At 69.5% G+C, this 15942-nt stretch carries 8 protein-coding genes; 4 read left to right on the top strand and 4 right to left on the bottom strand.

Going from position 1 to position 15942, the window contains the following annotated elements:
* Positions 1-10 precede the first annotated feature (10 nt).
* Entirely contained in the window at positions 11-1762 is a 1752-nt protein-coding gene (gene ybaL / locus KGD87_RS00430) for a YbaL family putative K(+) efflux transporter (RefSeq protein WP_284665616.1), read from the bottom strand.
* Positions 1763-2078: 316 nt separating this feature from the next.
* Between ybaL and KGD87_RS00425 the strand changes: the two genes are divergently transcribed.
* Together KGD87_RS00425 and KGD87_RS00420 are read left to right on the top strand one after the other, a co-directional pair.
* Positions 2079-3740 carry a tetratricopeptide repeat protein gene (locus KGD87_RS00425; RefSeq protein WP_284665615.1) on the top strand — a complete coding sequence of 554 codons (1662 nt, stop codon included), beginning with the start codon at positions 2079-2081 and terminating at the stop codon, positions 3738-3740.
* A gap of 91 nt (positions 3741-3831) precedes the next feature.
* On the top strand, positions 3832-6831 hold the full coding sequence (locus tag KGD87_RS00420) for a DEAD/DEAH box helicase (RefSeq protein ID WP_284665614.1): 3000 nt from the start codon (positions 3832-3834) through the stop codon (positions 6829-6831).
* Positions 6832-6874: 43 nt separating this feature from the next.
* Here KGD87_RS00420 and KGD87_RS00415 read toward each other — a convergent pair whose 3' ends face one another.
* Positions 6875-8002, bottom strand: a complete 1128-nt coding sequence (locus tag KGD87_RS00415) for an FHA domain-containing protein (protein WP_284665613.1) — start codon at positions 8000-8002, stop codon at positions 6875-6877.
* 2 nt (positions 8003-8004) lie between these two features.
* On the bottom strand, positions 8005-10302 hold the full coding sequence (locus tag KGD87_RS00410) for a thioredoxin domain-containing protein (protein WP_284665612.1): 2298 nt from the start codon (positions 10300-10302) through the stop codon (positions 8005-8007).
* A 384-nt stretch (positions 10303-10686) separates the two neighbouring features.
* On the opposite strand from KGD87_RS00410, the gene KGD87_RS00405 reads away from it, so the two are divergent.
* Positions 10687-12126 (top strand): serine/threonine-protein kinase, encoded by a 1440-nt coding sequence (locus KGD87_RS00405; protein WP_284665611.1) that lies wholly within the window; start codon positions 10687-10689, stop codon positions 12124-12126.
* Between the two features lie 15 nt (positions 12127-12141).
* On the opposite strand, the gene KGD87_RS00400 is transcribed toward KGD87_RS00405, so the two are convergent.
* Positions 12142-13716: a DUF4419 domain-containing protein gene (locus tag KGD87_RS00400; RefSeq protein WP_284665610.1), complete on the bottom strand. Its 1575-nt coding sequence runs from the start codon at positions 13714-13716 to the stop codon at positions 12142-12144.
* Positions 13717-13934: 218 nt separating this feature from the next.
* On the opposite strand from KGD87_RS00400, the gene KGD87_RS00395 reads away from it, so the two are divergent.
* Positions 13935-15773 carry a S28 family serine protease gene (locus KGD87_RS00395; protein WP_284665609.1) on the top strand — a complete coding sequence of 613 codons (1839 nt, stop codon included), beginning with the start codon at positions 13935-13937 and terminating at the stop codon, positions 15771-15773.
* The last annotated feature ends 169 nt before the right edge of the window (positions 15774-15942 follow it).

Below are 15942 nucleotides of genomic sequence, written 5' to 3'. Positions count from 1 at the left end.
CCCGTGGGCCTCAAGGCACCACGGCGTCCGCGGGCGCCGGCAGCAGCGGCCGGGCCTTCAGCGCGGACAGCCGCTCCAGCACGTAGTCCAACATGCTCCGTGCCAGCGCGTGCTCGCCCATCACCACCCGGGCCACGCCCAGCGACTCCAGGTAGTCCCGCTCCTCGTCGCCATGCGTGCGCACCACCGCGGGAAGGGACGGATTCACGCTCTTCACCTGCTCCACGATGGCGCGGGCCTGCAGCGCGTCCGGCGTGGCGATGATGAGGATGGACGCCGTGTCCAGATGCGCGTGCTCCAGGATGCCCGGCACCGCGGCGTCCCCATAGATGGCGGGCACCCCCTCCTCACGCAGGCGCTCCACGTACTCGCGGTTCTGCTCCACGACGACGAAGGGAATCTTCCGCTCCGTCAGGCTCTGGCCAATCACGCCGCCCACACGCCCGTAGCCAATCAACACCGCGTGCTCACGCAGCTGCACGTCCCCCATGCCAATGGGCAAATCAGACAGTTCGTCTTCCTCGGGGTCCATGCGCGCGGCGAACCTGGGCTGCCGGCGCAGCCACGCCAGCAGCGGGTCAATGGCCTTGAAGACGAGCGGATTGAGGGTGATGGACAGCAGCGCCCCCGACAACACCAGGCTCTGCCCCTCCTTCGGCAGCAGCCCGAGCGTGACGCCCAGTCCCACCAGGATGAACGAGAACTCCCCAATCTGCGCCAGGCTCGCGGACACCGTGAGGGCGGTGTTCACCGGGTAGCGGAACGCCAGCACGATGAAGAAGGCGGCCAGCGACTTGCCCAGGACGATGATGCCCAGCACGACGAGGACCTGGAGCGGCTGCCGCACCAGCACCATCGGGTCGAAGAGCATCCCCACCGACACGAAGAACAGCACCGCGAACGCGTCCTGGAGCGGGAGCGAATCCTCCGCCACCCGGTGGCTGAGCTCCGACTCGCTGACGACCACGCCCGCGAAGAAGGCGCCCAGCGCGAAGGAGACCCCGAAGAGCGCGGCGGCCCCGAAGGCAATGCCCAGCGCCACCGCCAGCACCGACAACGTGAACAGCTCGCGGGAGCCCGTCTTGGCCACCTGAGTCAGCAGCCAGGGCACCAGCCGCTTGCCGGCGACCACCATCACCACCACGAAGAGGCAGACCTTCCCCAGCGTGACGGCCAGGGTCCAGACGAGGCTGTCTCCAGCGGCCGCCGTCGCGGGCGTCTGCGTGTCGGCGGCGCCAAGGACGTTGCCCAGCGCGGGGAGGAGGACCAGGGCGAGCACCATCGCCAGGTCCTCGACAATCAGCCAGCCCACCGCGATGCGGCCATTCACCGAATCCAGGGCGCCCCGCTCCTCCAGGGCGCGCAGCAGCACCACGGTGCTGGCGGTGGACAGCGCCAGGCCGAACACCAGGCCCGCGCCCAGGCTCCAACCCCACCAGTGCGCGACCGCGGTCCCCATCACGGTGGCGGCGGCGATCTGCACGATGGCGCCCGGCACCGCGATGTTGCGCACGGCGAGCAGGTCCTTGATGGAGAAGTGAATCCCCACGCCGAACATCAACAGGATGACGCCAATCTCCGCCAGCTGCCCGGCGAGGCCCCCATCCGCGACGAAGCCCGGCGTGAACGGCCCCACGGCCACGCCCGCCAGCAGATAGCCCACCAAAGGTGGCAGCTTCAGCCAGCGAGCGACGAACCCACCGACGAAGGCCAGTCCGAGTCCAACGGCGATGGTGGCGATGAGCGTGGTGTCGTGAGGCACGGCGGAAGCTCCCTGGGCGCTACGCGGAAGGGGGTATGAAAAAGCGGCGCGGCGAGGAATCCAGCTCTGGGGGCGGGACCCTCGAACACCTTTCGTTCATGGGTGGTCTTGAGCGGACGCTCGCGCTGATGCAGTGAGCTTCCGCCGGGCGGCAATCTACTACGCAGCGCGCCCGTTCCCAACCTTCATTGGCACGCGGTGCGCGATGTGCTCGCCAAGCATCACTTCGAGCGAGCAACGCGCCATGTCACCCCGTGGGCGACGCCTCACCGCGTCCCCAGCTTGAGGAAAGAGCACATCCCCGCGGAGGTCCCTCATGCGTGCTCCCCTGCCCTTTGTCTTGATGTTGGCCCTGGCGCTCGCCGGCACGTCCGCCGCTGCCGCGGAGCACTCGGCCCCGACCCTGGAGTCCCTGGCGGACGGCGCGCTGCCGCTCGACGGGCTGGGGACGCACGAACGCCAGGTCACCACGGCCTCCCCTCAGGCCCAGGCCTTCTTCAACCAGGGCCTGCGGCTGGCATATGGCTTCAACCACGATGAGGCAGCACGCTCGTTCGCCCGAGCCACGCAGTTGGACCCCACCTGCGCCATGTGCTTCTGGGGCGTCGCGCTGGTGCTGGGCCCCAACTACAACATGCCCATGCTGGCGGAGAATGCGCCCGCCGCCTGGGACGCACTTCAGCGCGCCCGGCAACTCGCCCCCCGCGCGACGCCGGTGGAGCAGTCCCTCATCACCGCGCTCGTCCAGCGCTATCCCGGCCCGGAGGCCCTGCCGCCGGAGAAGATGGCCCCCTTCAACGAGGCCTATGCCAGCGCCATGGCGGACGTGGCCGCGCGCTTCCCGGAGGACCTGGACGTGCAGACGCTCCACGCCGAGGCGCTCATGGACCGGAACCCCTGGAAGCTGTGGTCGCTGGACGGGACGCCGGCCCCCGGCACGGAGCAGATTGTCGCCACGTTGGAGTCCGTGCTCGCCAGGGACCCCCACCACCTGGGCGCGAATCACTATTACATCCACGCGGTGGAGGCCTCGCCGCACCCGGAGAAGGCGGAGCCTTCCGCGGACCGGCTGGGCGCGCTGGCGCCCAAGGCGGGGCACGTCGTCCACATGCCGGCCCACATCTACCAGCGCGTGGGCCGCTACGCGGATGCCTCGGAGAGCAATCGGAAGGCGGCGGCGGCGGACCTGGCCTACCTGAAGCAGGCGAAGCCGCACGGCCATGTCTATCCCATGTACACGTCCCACAACTTCGGCTTCCTGGCGTACTCCGCGTCCATGGAGGGGCGGAAGCAGGAGACGCTGGAGGCGGCACGGGCCTCGGCGAAACACTTCCCGCCGGAGCTGCTCACGATGATGCCGGGCATGGACTTCTTCGTGGCCCAGCCGCTCTTCGCCATGGTGCGCTTCGGTGACTGGGAGCGCCTCCTCGCCGAGCCCCGCCCGGATTCGAAGTACCCCGTCCAGGAAGGGCTCTGGCTCCACGCGCACGGCATGGCGCTGGCGGCCACGGGGCAGTTGCCACAAGCCCGCGCGGAGCTGGCCGAGCTGCGGCAACTGGCCCGCACCGTGCCTCCGACGATGGCCGCGAACCTCAACACCGCGAAGGACGTGCTGGGCGTCGCGGTGCGCGTGTTGGAGGCCCGCGTGGCCCAGGCCGAGGGCCAGCCCCAAGCCCTGACGCTGTGGCGGGAAGCCGTCGACGCCGCGGACCGGCTCTCCTACGCCGAGCCCGCGGACTGGTTCTACCCGGTGCGCCACTACCAGGGCGCCGCGCTGCTGGAGGCCGGACGCAGCCAGGAAGCGGAGGCCGTCTACCGCGAGGACCTGCGGCGCAACCCGAAGAATGGCTGGGGCCTGTTCGGCTTGACGCAGTCGCTGGAGGCGCAGGGCCGTCAGGAGGAAGCCGCGCGCACCCGCGCCGCTTTCGAGACGGCCTGGGCGCGCGCGGACTTTCCGCTCACGACGACCGCGCCCTGAGGGCCAGGGACACACCCTGACACCCCGCCGCACCTGGAACGCGGCCCGGGTTGCACGAGGCTCCGCATGGGGATAGGGAAGCAGGCCTCGTATGTCTGCGACCGCGGAGCTGCTCGATGCCGTCCGGGAGGAAGCGCGCCCGGACACCTGGTCTGCCGGCACGGGCCTCGCTCGCGCGGGCGCCGTCTCGGTGCTGTCCGTGGATGAGGAAGAGGCCGTGCTGCGGGTGCGCGTCCCCAGCCGGCCCACCCCCGTGAAGACGGTGCTCTACCTGGATGAAGCCATCTGGGAGTGCGACTGCCGCGGCCGGGTGGACCCCTGCGAGCACGTCGTCGCGGCGGCGTTGATTCTCCACCAGCATTCCACGGCACGGCGAGCCCCCGCGCAGCGCTCGGGCGCGAACACCGTCACCAGGCCCGGCGCCCCCGCGGCTGGCGCGCCGAAGCCGGAGCGCATGGTGTACCGGTTCAAGCGCGTGGACGGCGGGCTCCAATTGGAGCGGCTGGTGGTGCGTCCGGACAACACCGCGCGACTGCTGGCGCGCAGCCTGGCCTCGCTGCTCACCAACCCCGTGGAGGCCGCTCGCATCCAGACGCAGCCGTGCGATTTGCTCGCGGACAAGCTGCTGCTGAAGCCCACCCGGGGCGCCCTGCCGCCCGAGCGGCTCAACGCGCTGCTGCGCGTCCTGGAGCCCGCGCGCACCGTGCTCTTCGACGGTGCGTTGGTATCGGTGACGAGCGAGCCCGTCATGCCCCGCGTCACCGTGGAGGACCGCGGTGAGAACACGGTGCTCAAGGTGGAGAAGGACCCGCGCGTCACCGAGGTGGTGAGCCCCGGCCTCGCGCTGTGCAGCGGGACGCTCTGTCCCCTGGGGGAACAGACCCTCACGGGACCCTGGTTGGAGAAGCTGCCGCAGGAGCGCGCCTTCGCCCCCCACCAGATGGGAGATTTGACGGGGAAGGTGCTGCCGGACCTCGCGCGGCGCATGTCGGTGGACGTGCGCAGTCAGCGGCTGCCTCCCATCGACCGCACGCTGAAGCCTCGCATCTCCCTGGAGCTGAACCAGCTCGACGCGGGCCTCTCGGTGCTGCCGACGCTGGTGTATGGCTCGCCGCCCTCCGTGCGCATCGACAACGGACGCATGGTGTACCTGAAGGGCGCCGCGCCCGTGCGCAACGAAGCCGCAGAGCAGCTGCTCATCCACCAGCTCCGCGACGAGCTGAACATGGCGCCCGGGCGGCGCGTCACGGTGCAGGGCAAGGAGGCCATCCAGCTCGCCGACAAGCTGCGGCGCTGGCGCGGGGGCCTCACGGGGGATGGCGCGGCGGTGGTGACGAACCCGAACGTGCAACTGCGCCCGGTGCTGAAGGTGGACACGGGCGCTGGCGCCGAGGGCGTGCCACACGTGGGCTTCTCGTTCGACTTCCAGGTGGAGGGGGAGGACCGGGAGTCGCCTCGCACGGTGGATGCGGCTGCGGTCATGCGCGCCTGGGAAGAAGGAATCGGGCTGGTGCCGCTGGAGGGCGGCGGCTGGGCGCCCCTGCCCTCGGAGTGGCTCAAGTCCCATGGCCAGCGCGTGGCGGACCTGCTGTCCGCGCGCGGCCGGGATGGCCGGCTCGCCAACCACGCCATTCCGCAGCTCACGGGCCTGTGTGAAGCGCTGGAGCACCCCTCCCCACCGGGCCTGGAGCGGCTGGCCCCCCTGGTGAAGGGCTTCGAGAAGCTCCCCGAGCCGCGACTGCCGGAAGACCTCACGGCGACGCTGCGCGCGTATCAGCTCCAGGGCGTGAGCTGGCTCACCTTCCTGCGACAGGCGGGGCTGGGTGGCGTGCTCGCGGACGACATGGGTCTGGGCAAGACGCTGCAGACCATCTGCACGCTGGGCCCGGGCACCCTGGTGGTGGCGCCCACGAGCGTGCTGCCCAACTGGGAAGCGGAGGTGAAGCGCTTCCGTCCCTCGCTGAAGGTCTCCGTGTACCACGGCCCCGGACGCGCGCTGGATGAGACGGCCGACGTGACGCTGACGACGTATGCCCTGATGCGCCTGGACGCGGAGGTCCTGGGCGCGAAGCAGTGGAGCACCGTCGTGCTGGACGAGGCCCAGGCCATCAAGAATCCAGACAGCCAGGTGGCGCGGGCCGCGTATGGCTTGCAGGCGGACTTCAAGCTGGCGCTGAGTGGCACGCCCATCGAAAACCGGTTGGAGGAGCTCTGGAGCCTGATGCACTTCACCAACCAGGGCCTGCTCGGCGGACGGAAGGACTTCGAGGAGCGCTGGGCGCGGCCCGTGGCGGACAACCACAAGGGCGCGGCGGAGCGGCTGCGGGCGCGCATCCGGCCCTTCATCCTGCGCAGGCTCAAGCGGGACGTGGCGCCGGAGCTGCCGCCCCGGACAGAGGCCGTGCGCCACGTGACGCTCACGGAGCGGGAGCGCGCCGTCTACGACGCCGTCTACGCGGCGACGCGCGAGGAAGTGGTGTCACAGCTCGAAGCGGGCGGCAGCGTGTTGAAGGCATTGGAAGCCCTGTTGCGGCTGCGGCAGGCGGCGTGCCACCCGGCGCTCGTTCCGGGCCAGCAGGCCAAGACGTCGTCCAAGGTGCAGGCCCTGGTGGAGGCGCTGAGCACGGCGGTGGAGGACGGGCACAAGGCGCTCGTCTTCTCACAGTGGACGTCGATGCTGGACCTCATCGAGCCCGCGCTCCAGGAAGCGGGCATCGGCTTCATCCGGCTGGATGGCAGCACCGCCAACCGCGGCGCGGTGGCGGCATCCTTCCAGGACCCGAAAGGCCCACCGGTGATGCTGATTTCCCTCAAGGCGGGAGCGACGGGGCTCAACCTCACGGCGGCGGACCACGTCTTCCTCGTGGACCCGTGGTGGAACCCGTCCGTGGAAGCCCAGGCCGCGGACCGCGCGCACCGCATCGGGCAACAGCGGCCCGTCATGGTGTACCGGCTGGTGTCTCAAGGAACGGTCGAGGAGAAGATCCTCACGCTTCAGGCGAAGAAGCGGGAGCTGTTCGAGGCCGCGCTCGGCGGCGGCTCCGGAGCCACCGCGATGACGCGTGCGGACCTGATGCAACTCCTTGCGTAGCCGTCTCCGCGCCGCTCAGCGCACGCCGCAACTCCCGTGGAAATCAACTGCCCACAGGACGCATCGTGAAGGAAACAGCCTCCGTGCCGAGCATGTACTCGTCCCCGTCCGAGACCTGCTGCCGGGTGATGCGCTCGTTGTTGAACCATGTTCCGTTCGACGAATTCAGGTCCTCGATGAAGACCTCGTCCCCCACCCGCGTCACGACAGCGTGCTCACGCGAGACACGCTCCGACTTCACGACGAGGCTGCAACGGGGGCCTCGGCCAATCGTGAAGCGCTCCGTGGAGACGGACACCGGCGTGCCTTGCGCCCACCGGACGAAGACCTCCAGCGGCGTGGGAGCCTTCACGATGTTGGTGGTCTCCGCCGACTGGTCCTCCAGAATCGTCGCGGCTTCGTCAGGCGGCCGGAGCTTCGGCACAGGACGCGCCACCAGCGGCCGTGCCGCAATCGGCGTCGCGACGGGTGCCTCCGCCTGAGCTGCCTCCTCTGGCTCCTCCACGATGCCCAGGGCCGCAAGCTCCGCGGCAATGTCGTCACTGGACACATCCCCCTTCACGCCGCTGCTCGCCGGTGCCTCGGCCTCATCGTTCGCGTCGTCCGCGGCTTCTTCGGACTCCGAATCGTCTGAGTCTTCGGCGGACTCCTCGGCATCAGAGTCGTCGGCCTCCTCATCATCCGAGTCGTCCGATTGGGCGGCCAGCCCCTCCGACGGCTGCACGGAGTCCTCGACCTCCGCGAGAATCTCCTGCATCCGCGCGAGCACCAGCTCGGTGGAGCTCACCTGCGCCACGGACAGGGGCACCGGGGTGACGCCAGGAGGTTCCGTCGCGGGCTCCTCCGTCGCGTCGTCCGCCGAGAAGGCGCCTACGGACAGAGCAGCCGCGGCCGGGACAGCCGGAGCCGCCGAATCAGCCACCACTGCCGCGGCAGACACCAACTCCTGCGCACCAGCCCCAGGATTGACGGGCGGCACAGCCGCTGCCACCGGCCCAGCCACCCCGCCCAGCGACACCACGGTGGGGGACACGTAGCCATTCTGACGCGCGAGCTGGAACAGGGCCTGCGCCACCAGCGCATCCCGGTCCACGCCCATGTCGCGGCTCATCAACTCCAGCGCCCGCCACAGGGGCTCGGCGACTTCAATCGTCTGACGAATCCGCTTCATGACTACCCCCTCAGATTGTTCTGCCACGGCGACACATGGTTCGCGTCGGTCAGCCAGAAGAACATCGCCTGTGTCTCCGCGTACTGCTCTTCGGCAATCCCCGCCAGATTGGGATGCAACTCCTGGAGGGCAACCCCTTCGAAATCAAACGTTGGCAGGTCCGGGTCGATGCGACCACGGGTCCGCCGGTTTCGGCACTGCCACAGCCGCTGCGTGGCCTGCCCCGCCGCGTGACCGAAGTCCGCCGGAGGCGTCAGCGCATCCGGCATCCGCAGCGCATCCTCCCCGCACGCCCACAAGAGCCAGGTCAGCGCGCTCCAGTCCCCACGGACCGCCCGGGACAAGGCCGGCAGCCCCAGCCCCTTCAAGGACAGCGTCTCGTCGATATCCACCGAGTCACCCTCCGCGTCCTCGACCTCCGTCTGCTCCAGCTCGACGGGCCCGTCCGGCAGCAGGGACGCCACATCGGGCGGCAGCCAGGGCACGTTCGCGCCGGACTTGAAGCGGGAGAGAATCTCCGCGCGCAGCAACTGGAGCCGCGTGGCGTACTTGCGGACCACCGCCTGCACCGCGTCCAGGTCCTTCGTGGGCCCGTCGGGGACCTCGTCGAACGTGCAGTGAACAGACTCACGCCCCGGCCAGAACTCGAAGCGAGGGAACAGCACCCGCCCATAGGCCGAGAGGAACTTCCACGAATCCGGCTCCGACGGCGCCAGCGCCTCCGCGTCCTTCCGCATCTGCTCGCCCAGCCCCAGGTTCGCCAGGATGAGGCTCCGGGTGAACAGGTACGCCGGGCGCTCCGGCGCGAGCAGCATCGCGGCCAGGATGAAATCCAACGCCGCCCGGGGCCGCTCCTGCTGGTCGTGAAGCACCGCGAAGCCCCGAAGCAACGTCGCGGCCTCCGCGCCACGCATCAACGCATCCGCCAGCGCCGCCCGCTCATCCCCGGCGCTGTTCATCACGCCTTCGGCATGCTCGCGAGCACTCGCCTCCGTGCGAGGCAGGGTGAGCGCCTCCAGCCACGCCTTCAGCGGGCCCGCATCCAGCGACACGGCGCTCGCTCGCGCCATGGCCAGTAGCGCCTCCCGGTACCGCCGGTCCGCCCGAGCCTGCTCGGCGAACGCACGCCATTCCGCGGCGCTCCTCGGCAGATTCGTGAACACCTCCGAGGACTCCAGCGCCTCGTGGTCCTGGACGACGCCCAGGTCCCGGGTAACGACGGCGTTGCCCTCCGCATCCAGCAGCTTCCACGTGCCGCACGCGAAGTCGTCCTCCATCTCCCCTTCGTCGAACCGCACCCGAGCGTCCGCGTACTCATCCACGGCGCGGGAGTGGTAGCGCCCGTGCCGGCTGCCCTCGCGGAACTCGCCCTCCCAGAGGAGCTGTCCCTCCCGGTCCCAGAACCGGCACAGCCCATGCCGCTCGGTCTTCGCGTTGAGCGACACGGACGCCCACTGGTCCTGGTCCTCGCGGTACTCGGCCTTCTCCGGGAGGTTCGCGGGCCGCGTGGGGTACGGCGCGCCGGTGGAGGGCACCACGCGCTCACCGTCGCCGTTGTAGTGCAGCACCTGCGTCACGCGGCCGTGCGCGTAGACCATCACCGTGCGGCGGACCTTCTCGCTGACGCCATTCTCGTGCATCCGCTCGGTGGTGAACTGGTCGGACGCGTACCAGGTGCGCGGTCCGTGCAGGTTGCCCTGCTCGAAAGCGCCGTCCTGGGACACCTCTCCGCTCTCATGGAAGCGCTTGAAGGGCCCGTGGGGCTTGCCGTGGACGAAGATGCACTCGTTGCAGAGGGTTCCGTCGGCGCGCCAGTACTTCCAGGGGCCGTGCTTCTCACCCGCCTCGTCGGTGTCGCCGAAGCACCACTCCGCGTCGCCTGCGTCCCATTCCGCGTGGGGCGGGATGCCAGGCGGCGGCGTCCCCTCCTCCGTCAGCTTGCGGTTCGCCGCCCGCTGCTGCTCGACGGCCAGATCCACGGAGTCCAGCTTGCTCAGCCAGGTCGCGAACGCCGAGGCCGACATCGCGCCCGACGCACGCCGGACCTCGACGCCATCCTTGAAGGCCACCAGCGTGGGAAGGGAGCGAATCTCCAGCCGGCCGGAGACCTCTTCCTGCGCCTCCGTATCGAGCTTGCCGAAGGTGATGTTCGGGAACTCCTTCGCGGCGGCCTCGAAGGTCGGCGCGAAGCCGCGGCAGGGGCCACACCACTCCGCCCAGAAGTCCACCACGCACACCCCCGCCCCCTGGGTGATGCGCTCGAAGTTCTCCTGGGTCATTTCGACGGTCTGTCCTGCCACGACGACTCCCTTGCGAGGTGCGTGGGGCGATAGAAATGAGCAAGGGCCCTCACGTCAACGGTGCAGTTCACGAATGGCACACGCGACGCTCGAACACCGCCAAGCCCAGGAATCCACACGCGAATCCCGTCTCAGAAAGCGAAAAAGCCCACGCCTTGAGAGGTCGTCGGGAAGATGCTGCGCCCCTGGCTGGATGGGGTCCGTCCCACCTGGGAGAGGTCACCATGACCCCGGGTGAAACAGCTCCGCGAAACTCTTGAAACAATTACAATCCCGGTAGGTCGCTGAGCGAAGGGCCTTCCGCGAATTCAACGGCGACTGCATCCGTCATCGGGAGGATCGACGCCAACGTTCTTCATCAGGCTCGGGTATACACGTTGCGTCATGAGTCGCTCATCCTTGGTCGAAACAGTGCTGGGGCAGAAGTATCGAGTGCTCCGGCGGATTGGCGTGGGGGGGATGGGCACCGTCTACGAGGCGGAGCAACTCGACGGAGGCCGTACCGTGGCCGTCAAGGTGCTCCGGCAGCACCTCCTCGGCGAGCCGGCCGTGCACGCGCGCTTCCGCCGCGAGGCCCAGGCCACCGCGGGCTTGAAGCACCCGAACATCGTCGAGGTGATGGACTTCCACGAGGCCCCGGATGAGCCGCCCTTCCTTGTGATGGAGCTGCTGCAGGGCCAGACGCTGAAGTCGCTGATGAAGAAGGAAGGCCCCCTGCCCGTGGAGCGCGCGGCGGCCATTGCCCACCAGGTGGCGACCGCGCTGGTGGCGGCACATCAGGCCGGCGTCATCCACCGCGACATCAAGCCCGACAACCTCTTCCTGGTCGACACGGGGACCGAGGCCCTCCGGGTGAAGCTGCTGGACTTCGGCGTCGCGCGGCTCATGCACGAAGACGACGCCACCGCGCTGGGCACGGAGTCCGGCGCCTGGGTCGGCACGCCGTCGTACATGGCCCCGGAGCAGATCCGCTGCCGCCCTGTCGACGGACGCGCGGACATCTACTCGCTGGGCGCCTGCCTGTATCACCTGGTGACGGGACAGCGGCCCATCGACGTGGCGGACAACGTGGCCCTGCTCTCCGCCGTTCTCCACAATGTGCCCGCCCCGCTCAGCGGCGTGCGCACCGACGTGCCGGATGGTTTCTCCCAGGTGGTGGAGCGCACGCTGGCGAAGGACCCGGCCGCGCGCTACGCGGACGCCCACGAGCTGGCCCAGGCGCTTGAGCCCTGGGTTCGCGCCGCCCCCCCGGCGCCCGCGATCCCAGCACCGCTGCCCCCAACGCCTGTCGCGGCGGAGCACGCCGCCACACCGCACACGCCCGCCGCGCAGCACGTCCTCGTCGCAGAGGAACACGTCCCCCCGCCGCACCCGCGCTCCCGCCTGCAGACCGTCCTCATGGTCGCCAGCGCGCTGGCGGTAGGCCTCGCCGCGACGGGCGGGCTCGTCCTGACGGCCTCGGGGATGACGCCCGCGGAGGAGCTCGCCCGCCTCCAGGTCGTCGAGCTGCCCAGCCTGACGGAGAACGGCGCCGCCCCGCTTGCGCCCCGCGGGTACAGTGACGGCTGGGTCGCCGAGTCCATCGAAGGGCGCATACCCGCGCTCGACAGCTGCTACGCGCGAAACGGCGAGGACGCCGCGTGCCGTCAGGACACCTACGCCCTGGTCTACTCCCCCGAAGGCGTCGTCCTCGGGGCTCGCATGCACCCGCCCCAGCCCATCCCGCTCGCGCGGTGCATCAACAAGGTCCTTCGGGGGCTCGCCCTGGGCAAGCCACGCGAGGCCATCGCCGGCACCGCCACGGTCCTGCTCCGGCGGGAGTAATCCCTCCCACGGGAATCAGCACCACAACTCCTCGACCTCTCCCGGCGTGAAGCCCGGCTCCTGGAAGTAGGCGCGCCCCTGCGAATTGAGCGCCTTGTGAAGGAACTCCGTCAGCGATTCGGCGACGCACACGCCGGTCCGCGACTGAGCGCTTTCCACCCAGTAGAGCGGGAGCTTCCCAGGCTGCTGATGGTTGAAACGGTAGGCCAGGAAGCCGTGCTCGCCCACGTCACAGAAGCGCGTCCAGCCGTGTGGGCAGCCGCGGGATTCCGAGTCACGCGAGTGGGTCTTGTTCCAGCGCGTCCCGTCGTGGAACTCCAGCGCCCCCGACGGGCGGATGCGGTACACGGCCGCGTCCCCCTGACCGAAGAGCGACGCGCCGTCGCATGCGGCGTAGAACTGGCTGATGTCCGCTGGGATTCCACCGTCGCCCCACAGGTCGCGCCACTCGCTGTGACGGTCCTCCGGGAGGGGCTCGGCCATGCGGTGCTCGGCCTCGACGCGCCGGAGCATCGCATCCAGCCCCAGGTCCTCGTGGACCACCCAGCCCGGCACCGGCCGCAGCGCCAGCGTCTCCGCGGACTGGAGCGTCCCCATGAAGCCCGCTGTCACGGCCATCCGTGCCTTCACCATCCCTGCATCGGTGGCCACTGCGAGCAGGAGCGACACCCGGGACAGCCCGGTGGGCAATCTGTCACTGGACAGGGTGTCGCCCTTCTCCGTGGCGTCGGGCTTGCCCAGCGCCTGGGCCTCCAGCATCGGATTGGGAAAGTCATACTCGCCCGTCGAATAATTTCGAAGGAAGGGGAACAGCTTGCCAATCCAGCCATTGAAGGTATCGCTGCCATAGGCGTGGTGCAGCTTGTAGATGGCTCGCCAGAACTCGCGGTCCTCCCGTCCCTCGGAAGCCCGGATGAACTGGTCGCACAGCGGCAGCAGGTGCCGGGCCCAGGTTTCCATGCCGTACCGAGGAAGCTGTCCGACCTTGTCCCGCAGCTCGCGCCAGTCCTCCGGCGTCCCCTCGATCGTGATGGTGGGGATGCCGCAGATGCACATCATCACGTAGTCGAAGTACTCCCGCATCGCATCCATCAGCACGATTTGACTGACCACGCGCTCCACCGGCCCAGTCGTGGAGAAGTCGCACACCATCAGGTCGTGCAGCGCGGGAGAGTGCCCTTGAATCATCCCGGAGAAGTCGTCCACGACGCCGGACCAGAAGTCATCCGATGCGAGGTCCGTCTGGGACGCGTCGCGTGTCACCATCAGCTGCTTTCGCCCCTGGTGGCGCACCAGGTCAAATCGCAGCGCCTCCGCGTTGCGGGTGATGTGCAGGGCCAGCCCCTGGGCAATGGTGATCCAGAGGATGTCCGGAGACAGCACCAACGGGCGGTGCCCGCTGAAGGCCAGATGCACCGCGGAGAGCAGTGGATGGGTCGCCTCGGGACGCACGAACCGCGCCTCGCGATGGGAGGCACCGAGCACCTTGGCGTCGAGCCGCCCGCGCAGGGCCTCGGTGAGCCCGACCTCTTCCAAGGACAGGACGGCGGGCTTCACGGCGTCAACGGCGAAGGTCACGCGATGGGGCATTCACGCATTACATCGCGCGTGCTCGGATGGCGGCAAGCGCCCCTGCGAGCGTGAAGGCAGACAGCGCTCCGCCTGGAAATCTCCAGCGGCACGCGGGGACTGGTACCCGCACCACGACGAGGCACGGCGACGGCAGACCGATGCGCTACTGTCTCGCGGCCATGGCATCTGCGGCACCGCGTCCATCGACAGAGGGGTTCATGCTCCGATCAAGAAGGTTGTCCCACTCCATCCTGCTTCTACTTCCGCTGCTGCTGATCCTGACCCAGCCGGCCTGTGGCGACGACACGCCCGAGCCCAGCCATGACGCAGGCACCCAGACGCCCGACGCGGGCACCGACGACGCGGGCACCGAGCCGGACGACGCGGGTACGGACGACGCAGGCACCGAGCCGGACGACGCGGGTACGGACGACGCAGGTACGGACGACGCGGGCACCGGCGACGCCGGCACCGAGCCTGACGACGCGGGCACCGACGACGCCGGCACCGTGCCGGACGACGCGGGCACCGACGACGCCGGCACCGAGCCAGACGACGCGGGCACCGACGATGCCGGCACCGAGCCGGACGACGCGGGCACGGGTGAGGAGGACGGGGGTTCGGACCCGACGGACGGGGGCAGCGGAGACGGAGGCACGGAGCCACCAGAGTGCCCGTTCGGGTCGCCGGATGGCGGCGTCTCGAACCCGGGCGACCCGACCGTCGTCCAGGACCCGACCGCGGACATCCTGGACCGGCTGCGAGCCATTCCCGGCCTCACCGTCACGGAGAACCCCAACGGCGTCACGGTCCCCGCGGGTCACCGCTTCTTCGTCATGGAGTACGACCAGCCCGCTGACCACGCACGCCCCGAGTGCCAGCGCTTCAAGCAGCGATTGGTCCTGCTGCACCGTTCCGTCACGGCGCCCGTGGTCTTCTACACGAGCGGCTACTACGTCTCCCTGAGCGCGGGCCGCCGCGAGCTGACGACGTTGCTGGCCGCCAATCAGCTCTCCATCGAGCACCGCTTCTTCCTGCCCAGCCGTCCGGAGCCCGCGGACTGGAGCCAGCTCACCATCAAGCAGTCGGCGGACGACTTCCACCGGGTCGCCCAGGCCCTCAAGCCAATCTATTCCGCGTCCTGGGTGTCCACGGGCGTCAGCAAGGGCGGAGAGACCATGGTGTTCTACCGCCGGTTCCACCCCGAGGACGTGGACGCGACGGTGGCCTATGTGGCGCCGCTCGTGCTCGGCGAAGATGCGCGCTTCCCCGACTTCCAGGCCACCGTGGGAGGCCCGGAGCTGGCGTGGTGCCGAGAACAACTCCACACCTTCCAGCGCGCCGCGCTGAACCGCCGCGAGGAGTTGGTGACGCTGCTCCGGACCTACGCCGCGAACCGGGGGCTCACCTACAACCAGCTCGGCTTCGAGCGGGCCCTGGAGCACGCCGTCATCGAGACGTACTTCGCCTTCTGGCAGTACTCCGTCCCCCAGTACTGCGACGCGTTCCCGGATGACACGGCGTCGAGTGGGCACCTGCTGGACATGATTGACTGGGCGGTGGGCCTCGCCACGTTTTCCGACAACAGCAACTCCGGCATCACCCCGTACTACCCCTACTACTACCAGGCGAGCCTGGAGCTGGGCTGGCCCAAGCCCTACGAGGCGCACCTGGGCGACCTCATCCAGTACCCCGGCACCAACATCGCGCCGGTGTACTCGACGCCCGGCGTGCCCGTCGTGTTCCGGCCCCAGGCCATGCAGGACATCGAGGCCTGGCTCGTGGCGCATGGCCAGCGGGTGATGTTCATCTATGGCGACCTGGACCCGTGGACAGCGGCGGCGTTCCCGCTCGGCAACGCGCAGGACTCCTTCGTATTCACCGTTCCGGGCGGCAACCACGGAAGCGCCATCAACCAGCTCCCCACCACCTTGCGGGTCCAGGCCCAGGACATCGTGCGGCGCTGGGCAGGGGTCCCGTCACTGAAGCACGCCCCGGTGCCGCTCCCGGAGGCAGACACCGTCGAGTTCGGCCCGCACCTGCCGCCCCGGCTGCAACAACCCCCTGCCCGGTAGCCCGCGGCGAACGCCCCTCAAAGCGGCCCCAGGGGCCGGCACCGCCCTGGTGTCCGACGCGCTGACGCTGACGTGTCATCTCTCCGGCTGACGTGTCAGCGTCGCGTGCCACGCGGCGCCGCCATTGCCAAACATCGGAAATCACATCCATGTGAGCAGCAACCACCGT

The organism is Myxococcus sp. SDU36, assembly GCF_030168875.1.
GTDB lineage: Bacteria > Myxococcota > Myxococcia > Myxococcales > Myxococcaceae > Myxococcus > Myxococcus vastator.
The sequence above is the reverse complement of the archived record's forward strand: the minus strand, read 5'-3'. Positions and strand labels throughout refer to the sequence as shown.